This is a genomic window from Streptomyces sp. SAI-170, assembly GCF_049739565.1.
Taxonomy (GTDB): Bacteria; Actinomycetota; Actinomycetes; order Streptomycetales; family Streptomycetaceae; genus Streptomyces.
Window position 1 is genome coordinate 1,927,604 of sequence record NZ_JBMGQD010000001.1, and the last position, 25,497, is coordinate 1,953,100.

At 72.1% G+C, this 25,497-nt stretch carries 19 protein-coding genes and 1 pseudogene; 12 read left to right on the forward strand and 8 right to left on the reverse strand.

Annotated features, from left to right (window positions below):
- The first annotated feature begins 133 nt into the window (after positions 1–133).
- A complete protein-coding gene (locus RKD23_RS08810) occupies positions 134–967 on the forward strand; it encodes a (2Fe-2S)-binding protein (protein WP_424853167.1) in 834 nt (277 codons plus the stop codon).
- Positions 968–1,220: 253 nt separating this feature from the next.
- Complete coding sequence (locus RKD23_RS08815) at positions 1,221–2,267, forward strand: DUF2637 domain-containing protein (RefSeq protein WP_424853168.1); 1,047 nt, start codon at positions 1,221–1,223, stop codon at positions 2,265–2,267.
- 64 nt (positions 2,268–2,331) lie between these two features.
- On the opposite strand, the gene RKD23_RS08820 is transcribed toward RKD23_RS08815, so the two are convergent.
- The 3 genes from RKD23_RS08820 to RKD23_RS08830 form a co-directional block, all read right to left on the reverse strand.
- Positions 2,332–2,763, reverse strand: a complete 432-nt coding sequence (locus RKD23_RS08820; RefSeq protein WP_424853169.1) for an ATP-binding protein — start codon at positions 2,761–2,763, stop codon at positions 2,332–2,334.
- Between the two features lie 130 nt (positions 2,764–2,893).
- A complete protein-coding gene (locus RKD23_RS08825; RefSeq protein ID WP_424853170.1) occupies positions 2,894–4,636 on the reverse strand; it encodes a pyruvate dehydrogenase in 1,743 nt (580 codons plus the stop codon).
- A gap of 77 nt (positions 4,637–4,713) precedes the next feature.
- Positions 4,714–5,718, reverse strand: coding sequence for a protein phosphatase 2C domain-containing protein (locus RKD23_RS08830; protein WP_424853171.1), 1,005 nt, complete (start codon positions 5,716–5,718; stop codon positions 4,714–4,716).
- Between the two features lie 1,713 nt (positions 5,719–7,431).
- Between RKD23_RS08830 and RKD23_RS08835 the strand changes: the two genes are divergently transcribed.
- From RKD23_RS08835 to RKD23_RS08845, 3 genes are all read left to right on the forward strand, one after another.
- Positions 7,432–8,415 (forward strand): helix-turn-helix domain-containing protein, encoded by a 984-nt coding sequence (locus RKD23_RS08835; protein WP_424853172.1) that lies wholly within the window; start codon positions 7,432–7,434, stop codon positions 8,413–8,415.
- Between the two features lie 55 nt (positions 8,416–8,470).
- Positions 8,471–8,953, forward strand: a complete 483-nt coding sequence (locus tag RKD23_RS08840) for a DUF456 domain-containing protein (protein WP_424853173.1) — start codon at positions 8,471–8,473, stop codon at positions 8,951–8,953.
- An 81-nt stretch (positions 8,954–9,034) separates the two neighbouring features.
- A complete protein-coding gene (locus tag RKD23_RS08845) occupies positions 9,035–9,403 on the forward strand; it encodes a PPOX class F420-dependent oxidoreductase (RefSeq protein WP_424853174.1) in 369 nt (122 codons plus the stop codon).
- Here RKD23_RS08845 and RKD23_RS08850 read toward each other — a convergent pair.
- The 5 genes from RKD23_RS08850 to RKD23_RS08870 form a co-directional block, all read right to left on the reverse strand.
- On the reverse strand, positions 9,400–9,882 hold the full coding sequence (locus RKD23_RS08850; RefSeq protein ID WP_424853175.1) for a methylated-DNA--[protein]-cysteine S-methyltransferase: 483 nt from the start codon (positions 9,880–9,882) through the stop codon (positions 9,400–9,402). The two genes, RKD23_RS08845 and RKD23_RS08850, sit on opposite strands and share 4 nt — an antisense overlap.
- Positions 9,879–11,288, reverse strand: coding sequence for a DNA-3-methyladenine glycosylase 2 family protein (locus RKD23_RS08855; RefSeq protein ID WP_424853176.1), 1,410 nt, complete (start codon positions 11,286–11,288; stop codon positions 9,879–9,881). Before RKD23_RS08855 ends, RKD23_RS08850 begins: the two co-directional genes overlap by 4 nt.
- Before the next feature lie 153 nt (positions 11,289–11,441).
- Complete coding sequence (gene rsgA, locus RKD23_RS08860) at positions 11,442–12,539, reverse strand: ribosome small subunit-dependent GTPase A (protein WP_424853177.1); 1,098 nt, start codon at positions 12,537–12,539, stop codon at positions 11,442–11,444.
- A 211-nt stretch (positions 12,540–12,750) separates the two neighbouring features.
- A complete protein-coding gene (locus RKD23_RS08865) occupies positions 12,751–14,079 on the reverse strand; it encodes a radical SAM protein (protein ID WP_424853178.1) in 1,329 nt (442 codons plus the stop codon).
- Between the two features lie 58 nt (positions 14,080–14,137).
- Positions 14,138–14,812, reverse strand: coding sequence for a pyridoxamine 5'-phosphate oxidase family protein (locus RKD23_RS08870; RefSeq protein WP_424853179.1), 675 nt, complete (start codon positions 14,810–14,812; stop codon positions 14,138–14,140).
- Positions 14,813–14,912: 100 nt separating this feature from the next.
- Between RKD23_RS08870 and RKD23_RS08875 the strand changes: the two genes are divergently transcribed.
- The 7 genes and pseudogenes from RKD23_RS08875 to RKD23_RS08905 all read left to right on the forward strand — a co-directional run bounded on the left by RKD23_RS08875 (position 14,913) and on the right by RKD23_RS08905 (position 25,486).
- Positions 14,913–16,157 carry an FAD-binding protein gene (locus RKD23_RS08875; protein WP_424853180.1) on the forward strand — a complete coding sequence of 415 codons (1,245 nt, stop codon included), beginning with the start codon at positions 14,913–14,915 and terminating at the stop codon, positions 16,155–16,157.
- Positions 16,158–16,292: 135 nt separating this feature from the next.
- Complete coding sequence (locus RKD23_RS08880) at positions 16,293–17,540, forward strand: ROK family transcriptional regulator (RefSeq protein WP_424853181.1); 1,248 nt, start codon at positions 16,293–16,295, stop codon at positions 17,538–17,540.
- 45 nt (positions 17,541–17,585) lie between these two features.
- Complete coding sequence (locus RKD23_RS08885) at positions 17,586–19,385, forward strand: glycoside hydrolase (protein WP_424853182.1); 1,800 nt, start codon at positions 17,586–17,588, stop codon at positions 19,383–19,385.
- Positions 19,386–19,559: 174 nt separating this feature from the next.
- Complete coding sequence (locus RKD23_RS08890; RefSeq protein ID WP_424853183.1) at positions 19,560–20,825, forward strand: ABC transporter substrate-binding protein; 1,266 nt, start codon at positions 19,560–19,562, stop codon at positions 20,823–20,825.
- A pseudogene (locus tag RKD23_RS08895) lies at positions 20,822–21,773 on the forward strand (carbohydrate ABC transporter permease). Before RKD23_RS08890 ends, RKD23_RS08895 begins: the two are co-directional and overlap by 4 nt.
- Positions 21,774–21,832: 59 nt before the next feature.
- Entirely contained in the window at positions 21,833–22,615 is a 783-nt protein-coding gene (locus RKD23_RS08900) for a carbohydrate ABC transporter permease (RefSeq protein ID WP_424858200.1), read from the forward strand.
- A 12-nt stretch (positions 22,616–22,627) separates the two neighbouring features.
- The gene (locus RKD23_RS08905) at positions 22,628–25,486 is read left to right on the forward strand and encodes a glycoside hydrolase family 2 TIM barrel-domain containing protein (protein WP_424853184.1); all 2,859 of its coding nucleotides are present in this window, start codon (positions 22,628–22,630) and stop codon (positions 25,484–25,486) included.
- The last annotated feature ends 11 nt before the right edge of the window (positions 25,487–25,497 follow it).

Below are 25,497 nucleotides of genomic sequence, written 5' to 3' on the forward strand. Positions count from 1 at the left end.
TTACGGCCGGTTGTTACTCGGCCGTCAAGCACCATAGGCGCAGAGCCCGGCAGTTCAAACTCCGAACCAAGCGAGGTAAGGTAAGCCTTACCTACCTACCGCCTGTCCCCCGTCGCGAATCCGGTGGTCCCGCATGCCCGTCCCCGCCTCCCCCCTCGTGGACGCCCACGCCCGCCTCACCGCGGCGTACCCCGGCCTGACGATCACCGAGGTCACCCCCGATCACCCCCTCCCGCAGGGCGACGGCTGGGTCACCGCCGCCTCGCTCGCGGCGGACGCGGCAGCCCTGGAGGCCTTCCTGGCCTGGGACGACACCCAGATCCTGCGGGACTACGGACAGCGCGGCCGCCCGGACGTCGTGGCGAGCTTCGCACTGCACCGCTACGCCTGGCCGGCCTGCCTGCTGTTCACCGTGCCGTGGTTCCTGCACCGCCGGGTGCCCCGCCACCGAGTGACGGACGTCTCGTACGACCGCACGGCCGGCCGCATGACCGTCCGCACGGCCTCCTTCGCCTGTCTGCCGGGCGACCCGGCCGCCGCGCTGCCCGGCGCGCGCGTGGTGGACGGTGAGGAGGCGCTGCGCGCCGAGGTGCGCGCGGCGGTGGCCGAGCACCTGGAGCCGCTCCTCGCGGCCTTCGGCCCGCGCATGCGGCGGCGCGGCCGCGCGCTGTGGGGCATGGTCACCGACGAGGTGGTCGAGGGCCTCTGGTACGTCGCCCAGGTCCTGGGCGAGGAGGAGCGGGCCCGGCGCGAGCTGGAGCTGCTGCTGCCGGGCGCGACCGCGCCGTACGCCGGCTCGGCGGCCTTCCGCGAGCTCCCCGGACCCGACGGCGCGCCCCTGCGCACCCGGGACCGGATCAGCTGCTGCCTCTTCTACACCCTGCGCCCCGACGACACCTGCGCCACCTGCCCGCGCACCTGCGACGCCGACCGGATCACCCGGCTCACGGCGCCCGCCGCGGCCTGACACGCCGGCCGCTTGATCACGGGCACTTCACGATTTCCCCACCAGCCGCAGGAAGTTCCCGCGGAACCACCCGTACGAGTAGTCTTGCTCGAACTCAACTACCGGACCTCACTCGGCAGTTCGAGCAGAACGCCGTCCTGGGCATCCCCTTGCACTTCGTTGGCGGCCTCTTGCCCCGAAACCCCCTGAGGACCGGCGGGTTTGGGCCACTATGGCGGGCGTTACGCCCTATCCCAATGCAAGGGACCCCTAGATGAGACTGACCGACATATCGCTGAACTGGCTGCTTCCGGGCGCCGTACTGCTCCTGGGCATGCTGGCGGCGGTGGCGGTGCTCGCGCGCGGCAAGCGCTCCTCGGGGAAGGACTCTGGCGCGGAGGACTCGTGGGAGCGCAGCGAGGAGCGCCGCAGGCGCAAGGAGGCCATATACGGCACGGTCTCCTATGTGCTGCTGTTCTGCTGTGCCGCGGTGGCCGCCGCGCTGTCCTTCCACGGCCTGGTCGGCTTCGGCGAACAGAACCTCGGCCTTTCGAACGGCTGGCAGTACCTGGTCCCGTTCGGCCTGGACGGGGCGGCCATGTTCTGCTCCGTGCTCGCCGTGCGTGAGGCCAGCCACGGAGACGCCGCGCTGGGATCGCGGATACTCGTGTGGACGTTCGCCTTCGCCGCGGCCTGGTTCAACTGGGTGCACGCGCCGCGCGGCGTGAACCACGCGGGCGCGCCGCACTTCTTCGCGGGCATGTCCCTGTCGGCGGCCGTGCTCTTCGACCGCGCCCTGAAGCAGACCCGCCGGGCCGCCCTGCGCGAGCAGGGCCTGGTGCCCAGGCCGCTGCCGCAGATCCGCATCGTCCGCTGGCTGCGGGCCCCGCGCGAGACGTACAGGGCCTGGTCGCTGATGCTGCTGGAGAACGTGCGCAGCCTCGACGAGGCGGTCGAGGAGGTACGCGACGACATGCGGCAGAAGGAGGAGAACCGGCTCCGCCGCCGCGAGCAGCAGCGGGTCGAGCGGGCACAGCTGAAGGCCATCAGCCGGGGCCACCGCGGTCCGTTCCCCGGCCGGGGCATGAGCCGGCAGGCGGAGCTGCCGGCCGTGGAGCAGGGCTCCGAACGTGTCTCCGCGGAGCCTGCCATATCGACGCCGGAGCAACTGCCGGTACGCTCGCGGCCCTCCCTGCAGCCCGTCCGCCGCAGCGGTGACCCGGTCACCGTCGACCTCACCGCCGAGGACGACACCATGGCGCTGCCGCGCCTGGACGACCTGGAGCGCAAGCTGAAGGACCTGGAGAAGCAGTACGGCTGATCCCAGGGCACACCTGGACAGGGGCACGGCTCGTCGGAGCCGTGCCCCTGGCGTGTTCCGTGGCTCAAGCGGGGTCCGCGGCCAGTTCGAACCAGACGGACTTGCCCACCCCGTGCGCCCTGACGCCCCACGCGTCGGCGAGGGCCTGGACGAGAAGCAGGCCCCGGCCGTGCGTACCGTCGTCGGCGGACGGTACCCGCGGCCGGGGCCGTCGGCCCGTGAAGTCCCGTACCTCCACGCGCAGTCCGCGCGGCGAGACGGTGGCGGTCAGGACCGCTTCGCGGTCGGTGTGCACGAGCGCGTTGGTGACGAGCTCGGTGGTCAGCAGTTCGGCGACGTCCGATCGTCCCTGCCTCCCCCAGTGCCGTAACAGTTCCCGCAGCTCTCTGCGCGCCTCGGGCACCGCCCGAAGATCCGCGCGTCCCAGTCTGCGGCTGAGCTGTGCCGAAGGTGCCCCCGCGGTCGCGTGAGCACCCCCTCGTACCTGCCTTCTCATGACCCCCGCCTGCGCGCCGATGCCGGTTCCCCCTGCTCGAACACGTTCACGGGATCCATGCCCCGTCGGCACCGGGACAGTCATGCAGAATGCGCCACCCCCGTATGTTCGGCCATGGTTTCGGAGGTCGTCATGGGCGCGGAACGTTACGGAGGTTGGAGCGGGCCATCTGGAGCATCCGGCCCACACCGCCGTCCAGCACGATCTTCGACGCCGACAGGGCGAAGCCGGTGACCATCTCGGCGCTGATCTTCGGCGGGATGGACAGGGCGTTGGGGTCGGTCACCACGTCCACGAGCGCCGGCCCCTTGTGCTTGAAGGCGTCCTTGAGCGCGCCCGCGAGCTGCTTGGGCTTCTCCACGCGCACGCCGTAGGCGCCGCAGGCGCGGGCGACCGCCGCGAAGTCGGGGTTCTTGTTCGTCGTGCCGTACGACGGCAGGCCCGCCACCAGCATCTCCAACTCGACCATGCCGAGGGAGGAGTTGTTGAACAGCACCACCTTCACCGGCAGGTCGTAGCTCACGAGGGTGAGGAAGTCGCCCATCAGCATGGAGAACCCGCCGTCCCCGGACATCGACACGACCTGCCGGCCGCGGTCGGTGAACTGGGCGCCGATCGCCATCGGCAGCGCGTTCGCCATCGAGCCGTGGGAGAACGAGCCGATGATCCGGCGCCGCCCGTTGGGCGAGACGTACCGCGCGGCCCAGACGTTGCACATCCCGGTGTCGACGGTGAACACCGCGTCGTCATCGGCGAGTTCGTCGAGCACAGAGGCCACGTACTCGGGGTGGATCGGCACATGCTTCTCCACCTTGCGGGTGTAGGCCTTGACGACGCCCTCCAGCGCGTCGGCGTGCTTCTTCAGCATCCGGTCCAGGAAGCGCCGGTTCTGCTTCTCCTTCACCCGCGGGGTGACACAGCGCAGAGTCTCCTTCACGTCCCCCCACACGGCGAGGTCCAGCTTGGAGCGCCGGCCGAGGCGTTCGGGGCGTACGTCGACCTGGGCGATGGTCACGTCGTCGGGCAGGAAGGCGTTGTACGGGAAGTCGGTGCCCAGCAGGAGCAGCAGGTCGCACTCGTGGGTGGCCTCGTAGGCGGCGCCGTAGCCGAGCAGGCCGCTCATGCCGACATCGAACGGGTTGTCGTATTGGATGAACTCCTTGCCCCGCAGGGCATGTCCGACCGGCGACTTGATCTTCTGCGCGAACTCCATCACCTCGGCGTGGGCGCCCGCGGTGCCGCTGCCGCAGAACAGGGTGACCTTCTCGGCGCGGTCGATGAGGTCGACCAGCCGGTCGATCTCGGTGTCGCCGGGGCGCACGGTGGGCCGGGCGGTGACCAGGGCGGTCTCGGCGGCCTTGTCCGGGGCGGGCTGGTCGGCGATGTCGCCGGGGAGGGAGACGACGCTGACGCCGCCGCGGCCGATGGCGTGCTGGATGGCGGTCTGGAGCAGGCGCGGCATCTGGCCCGGGTTGGAGATCAGCTCGCTGTAGTGACTGCACTCGCGGAACAGCTGGTCGGGGTGGGTCTCCTGGAAGTAGCCGAGGCCGATCTCGCCGGAGGGGATCTGCGAGGCGAGGGCGAGCACCGGGGCCATGGAGCGGTGGGCGTCGTACAGGCCGTTGATGAGGTGCAGGTTGCCGGGCCCGCAGGAGCCCGCGCAGGCGGTGAGCCTGCCGGTGATCTGCGCCTCGGCGCCGGCCGCGAAGGCGGCGGTCTCCTCGTGGCGTACGTGCACCCAGTCGATGGCGGCGTTGCGGCGGACCGCGTCGACGACGGGGTTCAGGCTGTCGCCCACGACGCCGTAGAGGCGTCTGACCCCGGCGCGGGCGAGGATGTCCACGAACTGCTCGGCGACATTCTGCTTGGCCATGGCTGTGGTGTGCCCCTTCGGTCCGACGGAAGGATTCGCTGGGCTTCGCGCCTTCCATCAATCCACACCCGGCGCCGCTACGCCTCCCACACGGCGGCCGCCGTACGGTCGTCGGCGTACCCCTTGACCCGCACCTGGGTGTCGGCGAGGAACGCGGCGAGGCCGGGCGGTTCCTGGCCGGACCACCGCTCGGTGAGGTGCGCGGGCAGTTCCGGTTCGCCGCGCAGGGGTTCGGCGAGGCCGCCGGAGCACAGCAGGAGGGTGTCACCCGGCCGGGCTACCGAGGCGCGGAAGCGGAAGGGTTCGCGGGGCGGCTGCGGCGCCGGTTCGTAGGGGCTCGGCGGTGTGGGGATGCCGAGGTCCATGGTGAGCCGGTCGCCTTCGGGCGTCTCGGCGGGAGGGCCGGGCGGGCCGGGCGGTGAGCCGAACCCGACGACGGGTTCGCCGGTGACGTCCCCTGCCGTGGGCTCGATGTCCTGCCACACGCCGTCCCGCAGCCGGAACAGTCCGCCCGCGCCGACTCCGAAGAACACGCGCGTACGGCATTCCGGGTCGGCCGGGAGCAGCAGACAGCGCAGGGTGGCCGCGTACTCCTCCGGGGAGACGCCCTGCTCGACCGCGCTGGCGCGCAGCTTGCCCAGGCTGCGGTCGGTGAGGCGGTGCAGCCCGGACTTCAGGTCACCGCGCCGGGCCGCGCGAATGTCCTCGGCGAGCCGGGCGTGACTGCGGCCGACAGCCCGTCCGATCCACTGACACACCTCGGCCGCCGCCCGGTGCGCCCCCGCCGTCGCCCGCGCCCCGGTCGCCATCGCGACCAGCACCAACGCCTGCTCACCTGTGCCGAACCGCGCGACGAGCAACGAGTCCCGCCGCGGCTCCCCCCGATAGCGCGCCGAGTCCCCCCTGACCGACACCGCCCTGAGCGTCCCGCTCCCGCACCGAGCCCCCTCCAGGACGGTGTCCGCCACCAGCTCCGCGAGGTCCTCGGGGTCGGCCGACGGCAGAGCCGTGGGCTCCGGCTCGTACGTGGGCGGCCCCGACCCCACATGAGCGACCCGCGGCCTGTCCTGCACCCCGAGCACGTGCGCCTCACCCGTCGTCGCAGCGGTACTGCCCCCAGGGGCACCGGTCTCAGCCGCAAAGGTCGTCGGCCCTGCCGACCCGGCGGCCGGGGGCTCCCAGGGGGCACGCGGACGGAAGGGACGGGGGCGGGTGGATGGGGCCTGGGCGGGGCGGGGGTCGGCGGTGGTGGGACGGGGGTCCGCGACGGGACGGGGGTCCGCGACGGGAGGGCGGTCCGCGACGGGACGGGGTTCAGAGTCGCGACGGGGTTCAGAGTCGCGACGGGGGTCAGCGTCGCGACGGGGGTCAGCACCGCTACGGGGATCAGCGTCGCGATGGGGATCAGCATCGCGACGGGGTTCGGCGACGCCGGGGGACTCGCCGACCGGGGCGTCCCCCTCGGCGGAACCGGCCCCTGCGTCGGCTCGGGGCGCCGGTACGGGCCTGGGTGAGCCGACTCGGCCGCTGCCGGGCGGGCCCTGCACGGCCGGGGGCCCGTCGGCCGACGCGTCCTGCGCGACGGCGGGGCCGGCGGCCGCCGCATCCGGCACGACAGCAGGCCCCTGGGCCGACGCGTCCCGCGCGCCAGGGCGCCTCTCCGCCGACGCGTCCTGCACGACGGCAGGCCCGTCGACCGCCGCATCCGGCACGACAGCAGGCCCCTGGGCCGACGCGTCCCGCGCGCCAGGGCGCCTCTCCGCCGACGCGTCCTGCACGACGGCAGGCCCGTCGGCCGCCGCATCCGGCACGACAGCAGGCCCCTGGGCCGACGCGTCCCGCGCGCCAGGGCGCCTCTCCGCCGACGCGTCCTGCACGACGGCAGGCCCGTCGACCGCCGCATCCGGCACGACAGCAGGCCCCTCGCCTGGCGCGTCCCGCACCGCAGCCGGCGCCTCGCCGGACGCGTCCGGCACGACGGCAGGCCCCTCACCCACCGCACCCGGCGCCGCAGCCGACCCCCCACCCGGCACACCCGGCGCCCGCTCCGGCCGGGTGTCCTCGAGTGACGCGTCCGGCCGTCGGTCCTGCGGAGCCGCCGGCACCCCCGGCGACGGGACCTGCTCCCCCGGAGCGTCGGCCGGGCGGCGGGCCCCCGGGACGGTGCCCGGCAGGGGCTCGGACCGCGTGGTCGGACCGGTCGCCCCGTCCTTCGGGACCGTCAGCCCCGAGGCGGAGGCGTAGCGGTCGTCGAGGGAGTCCGGGGTGGGTGTGGGGCCGGTGTCGTGGGTGGAGTCGTCGTACAGCTGCCCCCACCAGTCGTCCTCGGGACCGGAACCGGTGGGCCTTCCCCCCTGCTGGCTCATGACCCTCATTGTCCACCGCACGGGCCGGTTGAAAACGGGGCATCCGGAAAATCCCGCGCCGGCGAGGGCTGCTGACACCCTGTCGGGGACGGGACGAACGGGCGTACGAGGGTGGCCACCGGGCGGTTCCACCCCCCACGGGAGAACCGCCCGGCGACATGGGAGTGACCCGGATCCGGGATCCCCTGCGCAGAACGCGTCTCGGACCCGGGCCACCGCCTGGGGAACGACCGCCGGCGCGTCGTCGCGCGGGCCGGCCTCGCCCAAGGAGAACGGGTGTCGAGGCACCGGCCACCGCGGCCGTGGACCCACCTTGGCAGAGTGATCGTGTGTACGGGGATGATGGGCGCGGCGGGTTTGCGCCGTGGCTGTTTCCCGCCACGGCCGGCCCGCGTGGAGTCGGCGATTCCGGGGAGGGACGACGCCTTGATGCTGGCGGCGATAGGGCTGGACGAGACGCACGAGTCGGCGTACCGGGCGCTGGTGGCGGTGGGCGCGGCCGACATACCGGACCTGGCCCGGCGGCTGACCCTGGGCGAGCAGGACACCGAGCGCGTGCTGCGAGGTCTGGAGCGGCACGGCCTGGCCGCGCAGACCCCGGCCCGCCCGGGCCGCTGGGTCGCCGCCCCGCCGGGCGTGGCACTGGGCGCCCTGCTCACGCAGCGGCGGCACGAGCTGGAGCAGGCGGAGCTGGCGGCGGCGCTGCTCGCCGAGGAGTACCGGGCGGCCGCGGCCGAGCCCGCCGTGCACGACCTGGTCGAGGTGGTGATCGGCGCGGCGGCCGTCACCCAGCGCTTCCTCCAGCTCCAGCTGGGCGCCGCGGAGGAGGTGTGCGCCCTGGTCACCGGCAACCCGGTGGCGGTCACCGGCATGGAGAACGAGGCCGAGGAGCGGGCCGCCGAGCGCGGGGTGCGCTACCGCGTGGTGCTGGAGCGCACGGTGCTGGACCGGCCGGAGGGCATGACCGAGCTGAGCGCCGCGCTGGGCCGGGACGAGCAGGTGCGGGTGGTGGACAAGGTGCCGACGAAGCTGGTCGTCGTCGACCGTTCGCTGGCGCTGGTGCCGCTGACCTCGCACACCGCCGAGCCGGCCGCGCTGGTGGTGCACGCCAGCGGCCTCCTGGAGCTGCTGTCGGGCCTGTTCGAGTCGGTGTGGCGGGAGGCGCTGCCGCTGCGGCTCGGCGCGTCCGGGGTCACCGAGCAGGGCCCCGACGGGCCGGACGCCGCCGACCTGGAGATCCTCTCCCTGCTGCTGGCGGGCCTGACCGACGCGAGCGTCGCCAAACAGCTCGACCTGGGCCTGCGGACCGTACAGCGCCGGGTGAAGCGCCTGATGGAGCTGACCGGTGTGACGACCCGCCTGCAACTGGGCTGGCACGCCTACGAGCGCGGCTGGGTCGCCCGCGAACGCTGACCCCTCGGGCGCCCTCCGACCTGCGACTCCCGCGGTCCTCCGGCACGCTGGGCAGATGGGCGTGTGGGAGCTCCTGCTGGTCGGCACGGTGATCCTGCTGGGCCTTGGCGGGGTGCTGGTGCCCGGTGTCCCGGGGTCGTGGCTGGTGTGGGCCGCGGTGCTGTGGTGGGCGCTGAAGGACCCCCAGCCGGTGGCATGGGCGGTCCTGGTCGGCGCCACCCTCGCGCTGTTCCTGTCCCAGGTGGTGCGCTGGGCGCTGCCGCCCCGCCGGCTGCGCGAGAGCGGCGCGACTCCCCGCATGGGCGTGTACGCGGGAGCCGGGGCGTTCCTCGGGTTCTTCCTGATCCCCGTGCTGGGGGCGATCCCCGGCTTCATGGCCGGCATCTACCTGTGCGAGCGGCTGCGCCTCGGCCGGCACGGCGCGGCGCGGGCGGCGCTGCGCACGGCCATGCGCCAGGGCGGCTCCAGCGTGCTGGCGGAGCTGTTCACCTGCCAGCTGATCGCGGGAGCGTGGCTCGGGGCGGTGCTGTGGGGGTGACCGGCGGGTGACCGGCGTAGGCGTCAGGCCCTAGGACGAGAACCCGATGTGCCGCCGGTGCGCGCGTGCTTGGCTGCTCGCATGACCGCATTCACGGAGGCCGAGCGCCTGTATCTGACGTCGCAGCGGCTGGGACGGCTGGCGACCGTCGACCCGAACGGCCAGCCGCAGGCGAACCCGGTGGGCTTCTTCCCCCAGGACGACGGCACCATCCTGGTCGGCGGCTACGCCCTGGGCCGCACCAAGAAGTGGCGCAACCTCCGGCAGAACCCGAAGGTGGCCCTGGTCGTCGACGACGTGGTGAGCGTACGGCCCTGGCGGGTGCGCGGCGTCGACATCCGCGGCGAGGCGGAACTCCTCACCGGCCCCCACGACCTGGGCGCCCACTTCAGCGAGGAACTCATCCGCATCCATCCCCGCCGCATCCACAGCTGGGGCCTGGAGGACTAGAGCACGCCCTCCAGGGCGAGCAGGTGCCGCTTGCGGTCCAGGCCGGCCGCGTAGCCCGTGAGGGAGCCGTCCGCGCCGATCACCCGGTGGCAGGGACGCAGCACGAGCAGCGGGTTGGCGCCGACGGCGGTGCCGACGGCCCGGACGGCGGCCCGGGAGGCGCCGATGCGGGCCGCGATCTCGCCGTAGCTGACGGTCGCCCCGTAGGGGACGGAGTCCAGGGCCTCCCACACCCGCTCGCGAAACGCGGTGCCCTCACCGCGCAGCGGCAGCCGGAACTCCTTCAGGTCGCCCGCGAAGTACGCGGCGAGCTGCTCCTCGGCCTCCCGGAACAGCTCGGGGTCGTGCCGCCAGCCGTCCCGCACGCTCCGGCCGCCCTTCTGCTCGGGCAGGGAGAGCGAGGTCAGGGTGCCATCGGGGTCGGCGGTCAGCAGGACGGGGCCGAGCGGGCTGTCCAGGCGGGTCCAGTGCGTGGTCATGCGTCGGTCTCCAGGTCTTCGGCCGTCCGCAGATGACGTACGGCGTACGAGCGCCAGGGGCGCAAGGTGTCGGGGACGTCCACGCCGGGCGGCGCGACGTCGGGGTCGCCGAGGGCGCGGGTGCGGATGGCGGCGACGGTCACGGGGTCCGCCTCGGGCAGCGCCAGCAGGGCCGCCTCGGCGTCGTCCCGGTCCGCGCCGGCGTCCAGGCGTACGGCCCCGTCGGCGAGGGCGACGGCCAGCGCGCCCGCCCTGCCGTGCGGCTCGGCCTCGGCGAGGACGGCCGGCTCGGGGAAGAGGTGGGTGAGGCTGCCGCAGGGCGCGTCGAGCGTCTTGCCGTACGCCTGGACGAGCCGCGCGGCCTCCGCCCGCCCGGCCAGCGCCCGCACGGCGAACTCCTCCGGGTCGGCCGCGCCGGGCGAGCGCAGCCCCGGCCGGGCGGCGATCAGCGGGGCGAGCCGCGGATCGGCGCCGAGCCGCTCGTCGACGGCGTACGGATCGGCGTCCAGGTCGAACAGCCGGCGCAGCCGCTGTACGGCGGTCGTCAGATCGCGCGGGTCGGTGAGGTGCAGCCGGGCGTCCAGCCAGCCGCCGGGGTGCGCGGCGGACGGTCCCGCCGAGGCCCCGCCGGGCCGCTCCTCGACGGCCACGATCCCGGTGCCGTACGGCAGCCGCAGCGTACGCCGGTAGACGCGCGCCCCGGCCGGACCGCTCATCTCCTCCACCCCGGGCACGGCCTCCCGCGCGAGCAGATCGAAGACACCGGCGGCGTGGTAGTGCCCCCGGTGGGCGAGCCGCAGCGGGATCCCGGCGGTCGGGGTGCCGCCCCGCCGGGGCCGGTGCCCGCCCCGGGGCGCCGCGGCGCGCAGGGCGCTCGGGGTGAGCGCGTACACGTCCTTGACGGTGTCGTTGAACTGCCGCACGCTCGCGAACCCGGACGCGAAGGCGATCTCGGTCACCGGCAGCTCGGTCGTCTGCAGCAGCACCCGCGCGGTGTGCGCCCGCTGGGCCCGGGCCAGCGCGACCGGCCCGGCGCCCAGCTCGGCGGTGAGCTGCCGCTGCACCTGCCGCGCGCTGTACCCGAGTCGCGCGGCAAGTCCTGCGACACCCTCCCGGTCGACGACGCCGTCGCCGATCAGCCGCATGGCCCGCCCGACGACATCCGCCCGCGCGTTCCAGTCGGCCGACCCCGGCACCGCGTCCGGCCGGCACCGCCGGCAGGCCCGGAACCCCGAGCCCTGCGCGGCGGCGGCCGTCGCGAAGAACCGCACGTTCCGCCGCCGCGGCGTCACCGCCGGGCAGCTGGGCCGGCAGTAGATCCCGGTCGTCGAGACGGCGAAGAAGAACTCCCCGTCGAACCGGGCATCCCGGCTCCGCACGGCCTCGTACCTGCTGTCCTCGTCCATCACACAATCAAGTGTCCGAGAGGACGGAGACCGCTGCTAGCGGAAATCGGACATGACGCTTTCGACGCCCTGAGGGGCAGCTGGCCTTCAAGGGGCGCGGGGAACTGCGCGAGCAACCACAGACCACCCGCACCCGGAGAACGACAGCAACCCCTAACGGCGCCCCCGCTTCATCTCCATCGCCGCCCGCCCCTCGGCCCCCCTCCGCTTCCACTCCTTACGGATCTCGGCCCGAAGCCGCGCATCGGTCTTGGCCACGATCCGCTGGTTCTCCCGCAGCAACTTCCGATAGCTCTCCAGCCGCCGCACGGGCAGCTCCCCGCTCTCCACAGCGGAGCGCACCGCGCAGCCGGGCTCGGCCTCGTGCGCGCAGTCGTGGAAGCGGCACCGGGAGGCGAACTCCTCGATCTCGGAGAACGTCTGCCCGACCCCGACCTCGGCGTCCCACAGCCCGACACCCCGCAGTCCGGGCGTGTCGATCAGCGCGCCCCCGCCGGGGAGCAGCAGCAGGTTGCGGGTCGTCGTGGTGTGGCGGCCCTTGCCGTCGACGTCCCGGGCGGCCTGCACGTCCATGACGTCCTGTCCGAGCAGCGCGTTGGCGAGGGACGACTTGCCCGCCCCGGACTGCCCGAGCAGTACGGACGTACCGCCGCCGACGACCGCGGCGAGGACATCGAGGCCGGTTCCGTCGAGGGCGCTGACGGTCAGCACGCTCACGCCGGGCGCGCTGGTCTCCACGTCCTGGACGAGGTGCGCCAGGGTGACCGGGTCGGGCACGAGGTCCGCCTTGGTCAGGACGACGATCGGCTGGGCCCCCGATTCCCAGGCCAGGGCGAGGAACCGTTCGACGCGGCCGAGGTCGAGTTCGACGGCGAGGGACACGGCGACGACGGCGTGGTCGACGTTGGACGCGAGGATCTGCCCCTCGGACCGCTTGGAGGAGGTGGACCGCACGAAGGCGGTGCGGCGCGGCAGATACGCGCGCACATAGCGGGGGTTGCCGCCGGGTTCGAGGGCGACCCAGTCGCCGGTGCACACGACCCGCAGCGGGTCGTGCGGGGTGACGAACGCGGTGTCGGCGCGTACGACCCCGTCGGCGGTGACGACGTCGCACTGCCCCCGGTCGACGCGGATCACGCGGCCGGGGAGCAGGCCTTCGAAGTCGTGGCGGGCGAACGCGTCCGCCCATGCCTCGTCCCAGCCGTAGGGAGCGAGAGCGGAGAAAACGTCAGCAGAGGTGCTGGAGTTCAACGGGGGAACCCTTCACAAGGTCTGGCCCCGGCGAAGGAGGTTCGAGAGTCAGCCGGTGGCCATGGAGGTGGACGTGATGATCTGAGTGCGGGCAGCGCCCATCGCAGTGACAGCCATCGGTCGACACCTCCTCCGAGAACTCACAACTCGCCTGAACAACAACGCTCACACCGTATCCGGGCCCCCCGTGGGCCCGTCAACGGGTTTTCCGCTACCCGACGGTCGCCGTCTCGTCGTCCTCCGCCGGGAGGCTGTCCATGAAGGAGCTGACGGAGAACACCGCGCGGCCGGGTCCGGGCCGGCCGTAGCCGGGCGGGGAGCTGAGGCCGAAGTCGTCCATGGTGGCGCGGTAGGCCTCCAGGAGGCGGATGTGGTACTCCAGCGGCGCGCCCTGCGGGTTGGCCTTGCCGAGCGGGGTGGTGGGCTCGGGGCACCAGGTGGTGAAGCGGGGCGTGATGCCGTGCGACATGAAGAAGCGCAGGCCCTCGGTGGTGGAGGCGATGGCCTCGTCGACGGAGGTGAAGCCGAAGGGCTCGGCCATCTCCACGCCCGCCACGAAGTTGGGGATGACGTTGCGGGCGCCGAAGATCTCCGCCGAGTCCAGGATGCGCTTGTGCCACTCGTCGCGGCCGACGTAGCGCTCCTTGCCGGGGCAGTACATCTTGAACAGGTACTCGTCCCACACCTCGTAGTTGGGGTGGTAGATCTGCACGCCGTAGTCCTTGAAGCGCTGGACGTCGTCGCGCGGCAGTGCCTGGGCGACGACCTTGCCGATCCAGCGGCCGGGGAAGCGCTCCTCGATGGCCTTGGCGTACTGGCCGTAGAAGTCGGCCTCGTCGCGGCCGGCGACGGTCTTGGTGATGGCGCCGCCGGTCAGGGTGTACGCGGTGGACGCCTTGGCGGTGTCGTACCGGTCGATGATCTCCAGCGCCTCCAGGACCTCCTCCACGTCCTTGACGCCGGTGTACGGCCGCCCGGCCGCCTTGTGCTGGCGCCAGTTGTGGTTGATGTCGCAGTACTGGCACTCCTCCTTGGCGCCGAAGTACTGGCAGACCCGGAAGACCGTCAGGTAGATCAGGTAGCCCCACTGGATGGTCGGGGCGACCTCCATGACGGACTTGCCGTTGGAGAGCTTGTGCCGGTAGTACTCCGGCATCGGCGGCACACCGACGTCGGCGATCCTCTTGCCGTCGAGGTAGAGGCCGAGCAGGCCCTCCTCGTCGGCGGCTACGCGGTAGGGCGAGGCGGGGTTCACCCGGACGGAGACGACCGTGCGGCGCAGGTCGTAGGGGCCGCCGGTGAGGATGATCTCCTCCGGCGGGCGGCGCAGGGCGGCCTCACCCAGCTCGGGGAGGGTGCCGTGGTCGAAGGAGAAGATGAAGTAGGACTTCGGCTTCACCTCGCCGCCCTCGTTGTCGCTGAGGGCGGACGCGTCGAAGGCCACACCTCCGCGGAGCAGGTCCTCCTTGAAGACGGCCTCCCGCGGCACATGCGGGAAGCGCTCCATCAGATCCTCGACGAGCGCGGTGCGGCTGCCCATCCCGTGTCTCCTCCCGATTCGGACGTACGACTCCTCACGGTATGCCCCCGCCTGAGCGTCACCCCTGCCGGGTCCCCTCCCGGCGCGCGATGTGCCCCGGGACGGGGGTGTCCGGCGAGAGCACGGGGTCGGCGACGGGGGCGCCCCAGACGGTGGTGAGCGGCAGGGTGCCGGCCCACAGGCCGAGGGCGGCGTCGGGTCCGGTGCCGTCGTCGGGCGCCCCGGTGCGGATCTTGACCGAGGCCTCCTGAAGGGACACGGCGAGGAGGGTGGTGGCGGCGAGTTCCTTGCGGCTGGGGAGGCGGGCGTACGACCACTGGCCCGGGGCGGCGTGCTCGGTGAGCAGGCGCAGCCCCTCCAGCTTCTCCTCGGGGTCGGTGACCGTGCGGGCCTCGCCGTGGATCACGGCGCTGCGGTAGTTCACGCCGTGCTCGAACACGGACCGGGCGAGGACGAGCCCGTCGACATGGGTGACGGTCACGCACACGGGGACCTCGCCCGCGAGGCTGCGGCTGGCCACGGAGCCGTGGAGGTAGAGGTTCAGGTCGTCGCGGCCGTACACGGTCGGCACGACCAGGGGCCGTCCCTCGATCACGACGCCGAGATGGCAGACGAAGGCGGCGTCTAGGATCGCGTGGAGATCGTTCCGGGACAGGCTGCCCTGCTCGCGCAGGCGGCGGTGCCGGGTCAGCTCGGTCTGCGGGAGGGTGGCGGCGGGCGGCTGTGAGGTCATACGCCGGAAGCTATCGAATTCGCCCGCCGGAGCGCCATGCCGCTGCGAAAACAGTGGCTCGAAGCAGCATGTTCGACGAAATCAGTGGAGGGGATCGTCGATGGCCGAAACGGTGACCAACTGGGCGGGCAACATCACCTACGCCGCCGGGGAACTGCACCGCCCGCACTCGCGCGACGCACTCAGGGCGCTGGTCGCCGAGAGCGCGGCGGTGCGGGTGCTGGGCAGCGGGCACTCCTTCAACGAGATCGCCGAGCCGGGGGCGCACGGGGTGCTGCTCTCGCTGGACGGGCTGCCCGCCGAGATCGACGTGGACACCGCGGCGAGGACCGTACGGGTCGGCGGCGGTGTCCGGTACGCCCGGCTCGCCGACGCCGTGCACGCGCACGGGCTCGCGCTGGCGAACATGGCCTCGCTGCCGCACATCTCGGTCGCCGGGTCGGTGGCGACCGGCACCCACGGGTCGGGCGTGGGCAACGGGCCGCTCGCGGCGGCCGTGCGCGAGGTGGAGCTGGTCACGGCCGACGGCTCCGTCCTTGTGATCGGCCGGGGCGACGCACGCTTCGGCGGAGCGGTCACCGCCCTCGGCGCGCTCGGGGTCGTCACCGCGCTCACCCTGGACCTGGAGCCCGCCTTCGAGGTCGAGCAGCATGTGTTCACCGAACTCCCCCATGCCGGGCTGGACTTCGAGCAGGTAGCCGGGGCGGCGTACAGCGTGAGCCTGTTCACCGACTGGCGGGCGCCGCGCTTTGGGCAGGTGTGGCTCAAGCGGCGCACCGACCAGCCGCTCGGCTCCTTCCCCTGGGCCGCGCCCGCGACCGAGAAGCTGCACCCGGTGCCCGGGATGCCCGCGGTGAACTGCACCGAGCAGTTCGGCGTGCCGGGGCCCTGGCACGAGCGACTGCCGCACTTCCGGGCCGAGTTCACGCCCAGCAGCGGGCAGGAGCTGCAGAGCGAGTACCTGATGGCGCGCTCCGACGCGCCGAAGGCGCTGGACGCGCTCGACCGGGTGCGGGACACGATCGCGCCCGTCCTGCAGATCTGCGAGGTGCGCACGGTCGCCGCCGACGAGCAGTGGCTGAGCCCGGCGTACGGGCAGGACTCGGTCGCCGTGCACTTCACCTGGATCGCGGACACGGCGGCCGTGCTGCCGGTGGTGCGGGTGGTGGAGGAGGCGCTGGAGCCGTTCGGCGCGCGGCCGCACTGGGGGAAGGTGTTCGCGACACCGGCGGCCAGGGTGCGCGCCCTGTACCCGCGGCTGGACGACTTCGCCGCGCTCGTACGGGAGTTGGACCCGGCGGGGAAGTTCACCAACGCGTTCGTGCGCGGGGTCCTCGAAGGCTGACCTCGCGACGGGCGACTTCGTAAACCCCCTTTCCTAACCCCTTGTAGAAAGCCCGCGCAGCCCATAGCCTGGCGCGGCGCCGGAGCGCTGTGACCCGGCGGCTTCGGCAAGGGAGACAAGGGAGGGGACAGGCCGGTGAAGCGCACCTCACGTGACATCCGCACCGCGAACCGCTACGAGGTGCTGCGCCAGATCATCGCCGCGTCCCCCACCTCCCGGCAGGAGCTGGCGGCCGCCACGGGGCTCAGCCTCGCCACGGTCGCCACGCTGGTCGGCGAGCTGCTCGACCTCGGCATGATCACCGAGGTCGGCTTCGAGGACTCGGCGGGCGGCCGGCCGCGCGGCCTGGTCGCGGTCAACGCCTCCGGCGGCGCGCTGATCGGGGTCGACATCGCGGAGACCTACGTCCATGTCGAGCTGTTCGACCTCGCACTGAACGTGCTGGCGCGGGCCGAGGAGGACATGCGGCCCGGCGAGAGCCGCCCCGAGCAGGTGGTCGGCCATGTGGCGGCCGCCGTGGGCTCGGTGGTCGCCCAGGCCGGGGTCGAGGGCGCCCGGGTGCTGGGCGTCGGGGTGAGCGTGCCGGGGCAGGTGAACCGGGACACCGGCGTGTCGGAGTACGCCCCGAACTGGGACTGGCACGACGTGCCGCTGCTCGACCTGCTCGGCGAGCACATCGCCTACCCGCTCCACCTGGACAACCCCTTGCGCGCCTGCGCGGTGGCCGAGCTGTGGTTCGGCGCGGCCCGCGGCCACGCGGACGCCGTCGTGGTCAACCTCGGCACCGGCGTCGGGGCCGGCCTGGTGCTCGGCGGCGGGCTGCACCGCGGGGTGAGCAACAGCGCCGGCGAGTGGGGCCACACCACGCTCGTGCTGGACGGGCGGCTGTGCCACTGCGGCAACCACGGCTGTGTGGAGACCTATGTCGGCGCGCCCGGGATCATGCTGAATCTGCGGGAGCTCAGCCCCGGCTCGGCCCTGCTGCACCCCGGGGACCAGACCGCGACGATCGACGCGCTGGCTCGCGGGGTCGACTCGGGCGACCCGGTGGCGGTGAAGGTGGTCCGCGACACCGCCCGCTACCTCGGCGCCGCGATCGCCGACCTGGTCAACGTCCTCAACCCCGAGGTGGTCGTGCTCTCCAGCTGGGTCGCGGCCGGCCTCGGCGAACCGCTGCTCGCCGAGGTGCGCGAGGCCGTCGCCCGGCACGCGCTGAAGCGGCCGCTGGCCGCCACCGAGATCGTCCTCTCCCCGATCCCCACCGACCCGGTGTGCCTGGGCGCGGCCACGTTCGCGCTCGAAGGCGCGCTGCAGTCGGTCGGGCAGAGGAACAGCACCAAGCGCACCACCCCCGCAAGGAGCCGTACCGCACCACCTTCATGACGACGGAAGGGATGCATGTTGACGCGCACCGAGAGATTCGCCCTGGTGACAGCCACAGCCGCGCTCACGGGGGCGCTGCTCGGCTCCCCGCCCGCCAGTGCCGCCGCACCGGCCGCGGCCGAGGTCTCCCCCCACGCCGCCCAGACCATCGACAACATCGGCGCGTCCGGCGCCTGGTGGGTCAACGACCTGAAGAACTTCGACCCGGCCGTGCAGGCCCGCGTGGCACGGCTGCTGTTCTCGCCGAACGGCCTGGACCTGAGCAGTTACCGCTACAACATCGGCGGCGGCGGTACGTCCGTCACCACCCCGTCCCGGGCTCCGGAGGACTTCCGCGACGCCGACGGGACGTACGACTGGAGCAGGGACCGGGGCGGCCGTACGTTCCTGAAGTACGCGGCCGAGTACGGCGTCGAGGACCTGATCGCCTTCGTGAACAGCGCGCCGGCCGAGTGGAAGACCAACGGCAAGAGCTGCGGCGGCTATCTGAAGGAGGAGAACACCCAGGACTTCGCCCGCTACATCGCCGACGTCACCGACCACTTCGCCGCGCAGGGCGCCCGGTTCGACTACATCAGCCCCTTCAACGAGCCCACCAACAGCTTCGACTCCTGCGGCCAGGAGGGCATGCTGGTGCCCGTCGCCCAACGCGACGACGTCGTACGCGCGTTGGGCGCAGAGCAGCGCGCCCGGCAGCAGCGGACCGGCATCATCGCCGACGAGTCCAGCTCCACGGTGAGCTTCAACACCGAGGTGCCGCAGTGGATCTCGCAGCCGGGCACCGCCCAGTACGTCTCCAAGCTCGCCCATCACACGTACAACAACCCCGGTGACGATCAGCGGGCGAAGATCTACGAGACGTCGAAGTCGGTCGGGAAGCAGTCCTGGTCGACGGAGATCTGCTGCTTCGGCAAGGGCGGCACCGGCTGGGCGCAGGAGTACGACCCGACCATCGACGGCGGCCTCAACCTCTCCCGGATCATCCACAAGGACTTCGCCACCGCCCATGACTCGGCGTTCCAGTGGTGGGTGGCCCTGTCGGAGATGGTCGGCACGGACCCGTACGCACGCAACGACTCCGGCTGGAACGACGGCCTGCTCTACTACGACCCCGAGTACGCGACGAACGGCAACCAGACGCTGTACTTCACCAAGCGGTACTACGCGCTCGGCCAGTACAGCAAGTTCGTGAAACCGGGCGCGGTGCTGCACGACGTCACCGGGGCGCCCGCGGGCGTCGAGGTCAGCGCCTACGCCCACAAGGGCCGGTGGATCGTGGTGGTCAACAACCACAACACCACCGACACCGCCCTGAACCTGCACTTCAACAAGTCCGGCCCCGGCAAAGCCCTGAAGGCGGTGCGCACCTCGGCGACCGAGAACTGGGCGAAGGCGGCCGAGCCGTCCGTGTCCGACGGCACGCTCTCCGCGACGCTCGCGGCCCGCTCCATCACGACGTACGTCCTCGACGGCAAGGGCGGCGAGTCCTCCGCGGTGACGGGCGCCTGGCAGGGCCGGCACTCCGGCAAGTGCCTGACGGCGGACGCCTCGGGTGCCGCGATCCGCACCTGTACGGGCGGGGCCGAGCAGCAGTGGTCGTACGACGCCCAGGGCGCGCTGAAGGGGCCCGACGGGTTTCTCACGGCCGGGAGTTCGGGTCTCAGCACGACCGCCGGTTTCACCGGTGACGCCGGGCAGCGGTGGCTGCTGAACGGCAACGGGCAGATCGTGAGCGAGGCGTCCGGGAAGTGCCTGGACGTCAGCGGGCAGGCGACCGCGGACGGCAGCAGAGTGATCCTCTACAGCTGCACCGGCGGCACCAACCAGGCCTGGTCCAGGTACTGACAACCCCCTTGCGGCGGGCCGTCGTTGCGGCGGCCCGCCTTCGTCACGTCCGTGATACCGAACGCCGCGCAACGCTTCGCACAGACTTCGTCCAACCCCTTGCCGAAGCCTTAGCCGAAGGTTAACGTCCCCGCACCGCAACCACCCTCTTCGAGCCGAGACAAGGACGTCACCATGTCGGCATTCAGCAACACCTCCTGGGACCGCCGATCCGTGCTGCGGGCCGCGATGGGCCTGGCCGCCGCCGGCGGTCTCACCGCGTGCGGCGGCAACAACGGCCGTGGCGGCGGGGCGGGTTCCGGCACGAACCTGGTGCAGTACTTCCACGCGTACGGCGAGGCGGGCACCGAGCAGGCCGTCAAGCGGTACGCGAAGGACTACGGCAAGGCGAACGTGACCACGCAGTGGATCACCGGCTCGAACTTCGAGAGCAAGCTGTTCTCGGCCCTGCTGACCGACAACGCCCCGGACGTCTTCGAGTTCCACCCGCAGATCCAGCTCGTCCGCAGCGGCCAGGTGGCGGATCTCAGCGACCTGGTGAACCCGGTCAAGGACGACTTCAACCAGGCCGACATCGCCTCGCACACCATCGACGGCAAGATATGGGGCGTCCGGATGATCGACGACCCGCAGTTCTTCTACTACCGCAGGTCGATGCTGGAAAAGGCGGGCGTCGAGCCGCCCACCACCCTCGACGAGCTGGTCGAGGCGGCCGCCAAGCTCACCACCGACAAGGTCAAGGGCGTCTTCATCGGCAACACCATCGTGCCGGTGATGAACCCGCTGATCTGGGCCTCGGGCGCGAACACCCTCGACGACAAGAACCGGATCGCCTACCACACGCCCGAGGTCGCGGCCGGTCTGAAGAAGCTGCGCGGCATGTTCGCGGACGGGCATCTGCTGCTGGACGCGCCCGCCGACTGGTGGGACCCGTCGGCGATCACGCAGGGCCTGGTCGCCATGCAGTGGTGCGGGATGTGGGCGATGCCGGTGATCCAGAAGGCGCTCGGCGACGACGTCGGCATCATCCCCTTCCCCAGCGCGGCGAGCGGCGCGAAGCCCGCGGTCGTCAACGGCGGCTGGTCGATGTTCGTCAACGCCAAGTCCAGCCACGTCGACGAGGCGAAGGAGTACGTCAAGTGGCTGTGGATCGACCAGCAGCAGCACCAGGAGGACTGGGCGCTGTCCTACGGCTTCCACATCCCGCCGCGCACCTCGCTCGCCGCGTCCGCCGACAAGCTGAAGTCGGGCCTCGCCGCCGAAGGCGTCAAGCTGTTCAACGAGTTCGGGCACTTCGACAACCCGGCCTGGACACAGGCGATGATCGTCGCCCTGGAGGGTGTGATCGCCGACTCGGTGCGCAAGGGCGGTGACCCGGAGGCCGCGCTCGACAAGGCCGACAAGATCGTCGACCGCGAGCTGAAGAAGCTGTTCGGATGACCGCCACCGTGACACGGCCGCGCGAGGCCGGGGCCGTCCCCCGGACACGGAGACGCGGCGTCCGGGGGCCGTACGCTCAGCTTCTGGCTGTTCACCGGGCCGTTCCTGATCGGGCTCGCGGTCTTCGTCTACATCCCGATCGGCTGGAGCGCCTACCTCTCCTTCTTCGAGGCGCGCTACACGGTCACGCCGAGCACGTTCGTCGGGTTCGACAACTACCGGTACATGCTGACGAACGACAAGTTCGTCGACTCCCTCGTCACCTTCACCGTGTTCGCCGCGATCATCGTGCCGATCACCTGGGCGCTGTCGCTGGGACTCGCGCTGATGGTGCACCGGCTGCGGTTCATGCGGGCGTTCTTCCGGTCGGTGTTCTTCCTGCCGACGGCCGTCAGTTTCGTGGCCGCCTCGCTGATCTGGAAGATGTCCGTGTTCAGCGGGGTGCGGTTCGGCCTGGCCAACACCGTGCTCGGCTGGTTCGGCGCCGACACCATCGCCTGGCTCGCCAACCCGGACCCACCCTGGTACTGGCTGGTCATCGTCACCGTACGGCTGTGGCTGCAGGCCGGCTTCTACATGATCCTGTTCCTGGCCGCGCTGCAGAACATCCCGCCGGAGCTGTACGAGGCCGCCGCCATCGACGGGGCGAAGCCGGGCTGGCAGACCTTCCGGCATGTCACCCTGCCGCAGTTGCGGGCGACCTCCACGGCGGTGGTCCTGCTGCTGCTCGTGGCGGCGTACCAGGCCTTCGACGAGTTCTTCAACCTGCTCACCAAGACGACCTGGGGCCGTCCGCCGCTGGTCGAGCTGTACTACACGGCGCTCGGCGAGAACCAGGACTACGGCGCCGGCAGCGCGGGCGCGATGGTCCTGACCCTGCTGATCTGTGTCGTCACCCTGCTCCAGGGCAAGGTCATGGGATTCGGAAGGGGGGAGGAGTCCAGGTGACCACCAAGGTCCGACGCGGCAGCGTCCTCGGCTCCACCGGCCTCTACATCGCCACCGGCATGGCCGCGCTCCTCTTCCTCGTCCCCTTCTATCTGATCGTCCGCAACGCCCTGTCCACGGACGCCGAGATCACCGGCGAGAACTGGAAGTTCTTCCCCACGGACATCCAATGGGGCAATCTCACCGAGCTGTTCGACGACCCGACGGTGCCCTTCGCGCAGTCGCTGTGGAACTCGGCCGTCGTCGGGGTGCTGCACACCCTCGGCACCCTGCTGGTGTGCTCGCTCGCGGGCTACGGCCTGGCCCGCATCCCGTACCGGCACGCGAACAAGATCTTCTACGGCGTGCTGGTGACCCTGATGGTGCCGACGGCCGTCACGTTCGTGCCGAGCTTCGTGCTGGTGTCGTCCCTCGGCTGGGTGTCCTCCTTGCGCGGGCTGGTGATCCCGGGGCTGTTCAGCGGCTTCACCTGCTTCCTGTTCCGGCAGTACTTCCTGGGCTTCCCCCGGGAGCTGGAGGAGGCGGCGCGGGTCGACGGGCTCGGCTACTGGGGCGCGTACTGGCGGATCGTGGTGCCCAACTCGCTGAACTTCTTCGCCGCGATCGCCACCATCACCTTCATCAGCGGCTGGAACGCCTTCCTGTGGCCGCTGGTCATCGGCCAGGACGAGCAGGCCTGGACGGTGCAGGTCGCGCTCTCGTCGTACATGACCAACCAGACCGTCAACTTCCATCTGATCTTCATGGCCACCGCCATCTCCGTCCTGCCCCTGGTCTTCGTGTTCCTGTTCCTCCAGCGCTGGCTGGTGCAGGGCGTCGCGCAGACCGGCATCAAGGGCTGAACCAGGAGTCCCATGTCTTTCCGTACGACCTCTTCCTCGGCCGGTTACGTCGAGGACGTCTCTCCCGGCAGGGGCGCCCTGCCGCCCCGCGCCTGGTACCCCGAGTCCGATGCGAAGTCGGTCTCGTTGAACGGCAGTTGGCGCTTCCGCCTGTCGGCGACGGCGGACGCCGAGGACGATTCCTTCGCCGCGCCGGGCTACGACGCCTCCGACTGGGCCTCTTTGACCGTGCCCGGGCACTGGGTGCTGCAGGGTCATGGCGCGCCGATCTACACCAACCACCTCTACCCCTTCCCGGTCGACCCGCCGCGGGTACCGACCGAGAACCCCACCGGCGACCACCTCCGCCACTTCGACCTGCCCCGGGGATGGCCCGCGGAGGGAGGCGCGACCCTGCGCTTCGACGGCGTGGAGTCGTGTGCGCGGGTGTGGCTGAACGGCACGGAACTCGGCGAGTTCAAGGGCTCGCGGCTGCCGCACGAGTTCACGGTCGGGCATCTGCTGAAGCCGAGCGGCAATGTGCTCGCCGTGCGCGTCCACCAGTGGTCGGCCGGCTCGTACCTGGAGGACCAGGACCAGTGGTGGCTGCCGGGCATCTTCCGTGACGTGACACTGCTGCACCGCCCGGCGGGATGCGCGCGCGACTTCTTCGTGCACGCCTCCTACGACCACGTCACCGGCGAGGGCACCCTGCGCGTCGACTCGGAGGCCGAAGGCCGGGTCCTCGTACCGGAGTTGGACCTGGACGTGGCGGCCGGCGAGCCGGTGACCGTCCCCGTCGAGCCGTGGACGGCGGAGACGCCCCGGCTGTACGACGGGGTGCTGGCCACCGACGGCGAGCGGGTGCCGCTGCGGATCGGCTTCCGCACGGTCGCCTTGGAGAACGGCCTGATCAAGGTCAACGGCAGGCCTGTGCTGTTCAAGGGCGTCAACCGGCACGAGTGGCATCCGCGCACCGGGCGCGCGCTGGACCTCGCGACCATGCGCGAGGACGTGCTGCTGATGAAGCGGCACAACATCAACGCGGTCCGCACCTCGCACTACCCGCCCCACCCGGCCTTCCTCGACCTGTGCGACGAGCTCGGCCTGTGGGTGATCGACGAATGCGACCTGGAGACCCACGGCTTCACCGAGCAGGGCTGGCGGGACAACCCCGTCGACGACGACCGCTGGACCCCGGCCCTGCTGGACCGGGCCGCACGGATGGTCGAGCGGGACAAGAACCACCCGTCGGTCGTGATCTGGTCCCTCGGCAACGAGGCGGGCACGGGCCGGGGGCTCACGGCGATGGCCGAGTGGATCCACGCCCGCGACAGCTCCCGGCTGGTGCACTACGAGGGCGACCTCGACTGCCGGGACACGGACATGTACTCGCGGATGTACGCCGACCACGCCGAGGTCGAGCGCATCGGGCGCGGCCTGGACGGCGGCACGGGAAGACGCCGCCGGCTGCCCTTCATCCTCTGCGAGTACGCCCACGCCATGGGCAACGGCCCCGGAGGACTGGCCGACTATCAGCGGCTCTTCGAGACGTACGACCGGCTCCAGGGCGCCTTCGTCTGGGAGTGGATCGACCACGGCATCGAGCACCCCGAGCTGGGCCACGCCTACGGCGGCGACTTCGGGGAGGAGCTGCACGACGGCAACTTCGTCTGCGACGGTCTGCTCTTCCCGGACCGGCAACCCTCCCCCGGGCTCCTTGAGTTCAAGAAGGTGATCGAGCCGGTCCGCATCGAGGGCGACGGCACTGCCGTCCGGGTCACCAACCTCCAGGACTTCGCCGATCTGTCGGCCCTCGCCTTCGAGTGGTCGTACCAGGTGGAGGGCGAGACCGTGGCGCACGGCACGCTGGAGGTGCCCGCTCTGGTGCCCGGTGAGTCGGCCGAGGTCAAGCTGCCCGCGGCGCCCGCGGACGTACGGGGCGACGGCGAGACCCGGTGGACGGTGCGGGCCCTGCTGGCCGAGGACACGGCGTGGGCGGGCCGGGGTCATGAGCTGGCCTGGGGGCAGGTGGCGGTGAACCCGCGGCCCCGGCCCACCGTGGCCGCCACGGAGCCGCCGGTCCGGGGCGAGCGGCTGATCACGCTCGGCCCGGCCGCCTTCGACGCCCGCACCGGCGCGCTGTCCGCCATCGGCGGCGTCCGGGTGTCGGACCTCCGGCTGGACGTGTGGCGGGCCCCGACCGACAACGACGAGGGCGCCCCCTGGCAGCCCGACCTGCGCTACGGCACGCTGTGGCGCACCCTTGGCCTGCACCGCATGCGGCACCGGCTGGACGCGGTCGAGGCGGGCGAGAATGCGCTGACCGTCCGCACCCGGGTGGCGCCGGCCGCGCGCGAGGTGGGCCTCGCGACGGTGTACCGCTGGACGTCCGACGGCACGCGGCTGAAGCTGACCGTGTCCGTGACGCCCGAGGGCGACTGGACGGTGCCGCTCCCCCGGCTGGGCATCCGCTTCGGGTTGTCCTCGGCGGACCGGGTGCGCTGGTTCGGGGGCGGTCCGGGCGAGGCCTACCCGGACACCAAGGCCGCCTCTCTCCTGGGCCGTTGGGAGGCGGCGGTGGACGCCCTCCAGACGCCGTACGTCCGCCCGCAGGAGAACGGCGCCCGCGCGGACGTCCGTTGGGCCGAACTGGGCGGTCTGCGGATCGAGGGCGACCCGGAGTTCTGGTTCACCGCCCGGCGGTGGACGACCGAGCAGCTGGACGCGGCCGCGCACCGCACGGACCTGGTGCCGGGCGACACGGTGTGGGTCAACCTCGACCACGGGCAGCACGGCATCGGCTCGCAGTCCTGCGGTCCGGGGCCGCTGCCGCAGTATCGCCTTGCCGCCTCTCCCGCGGAGTTCTCGTTCGTGTTCACCGCGGACTGAGGCTGATCACG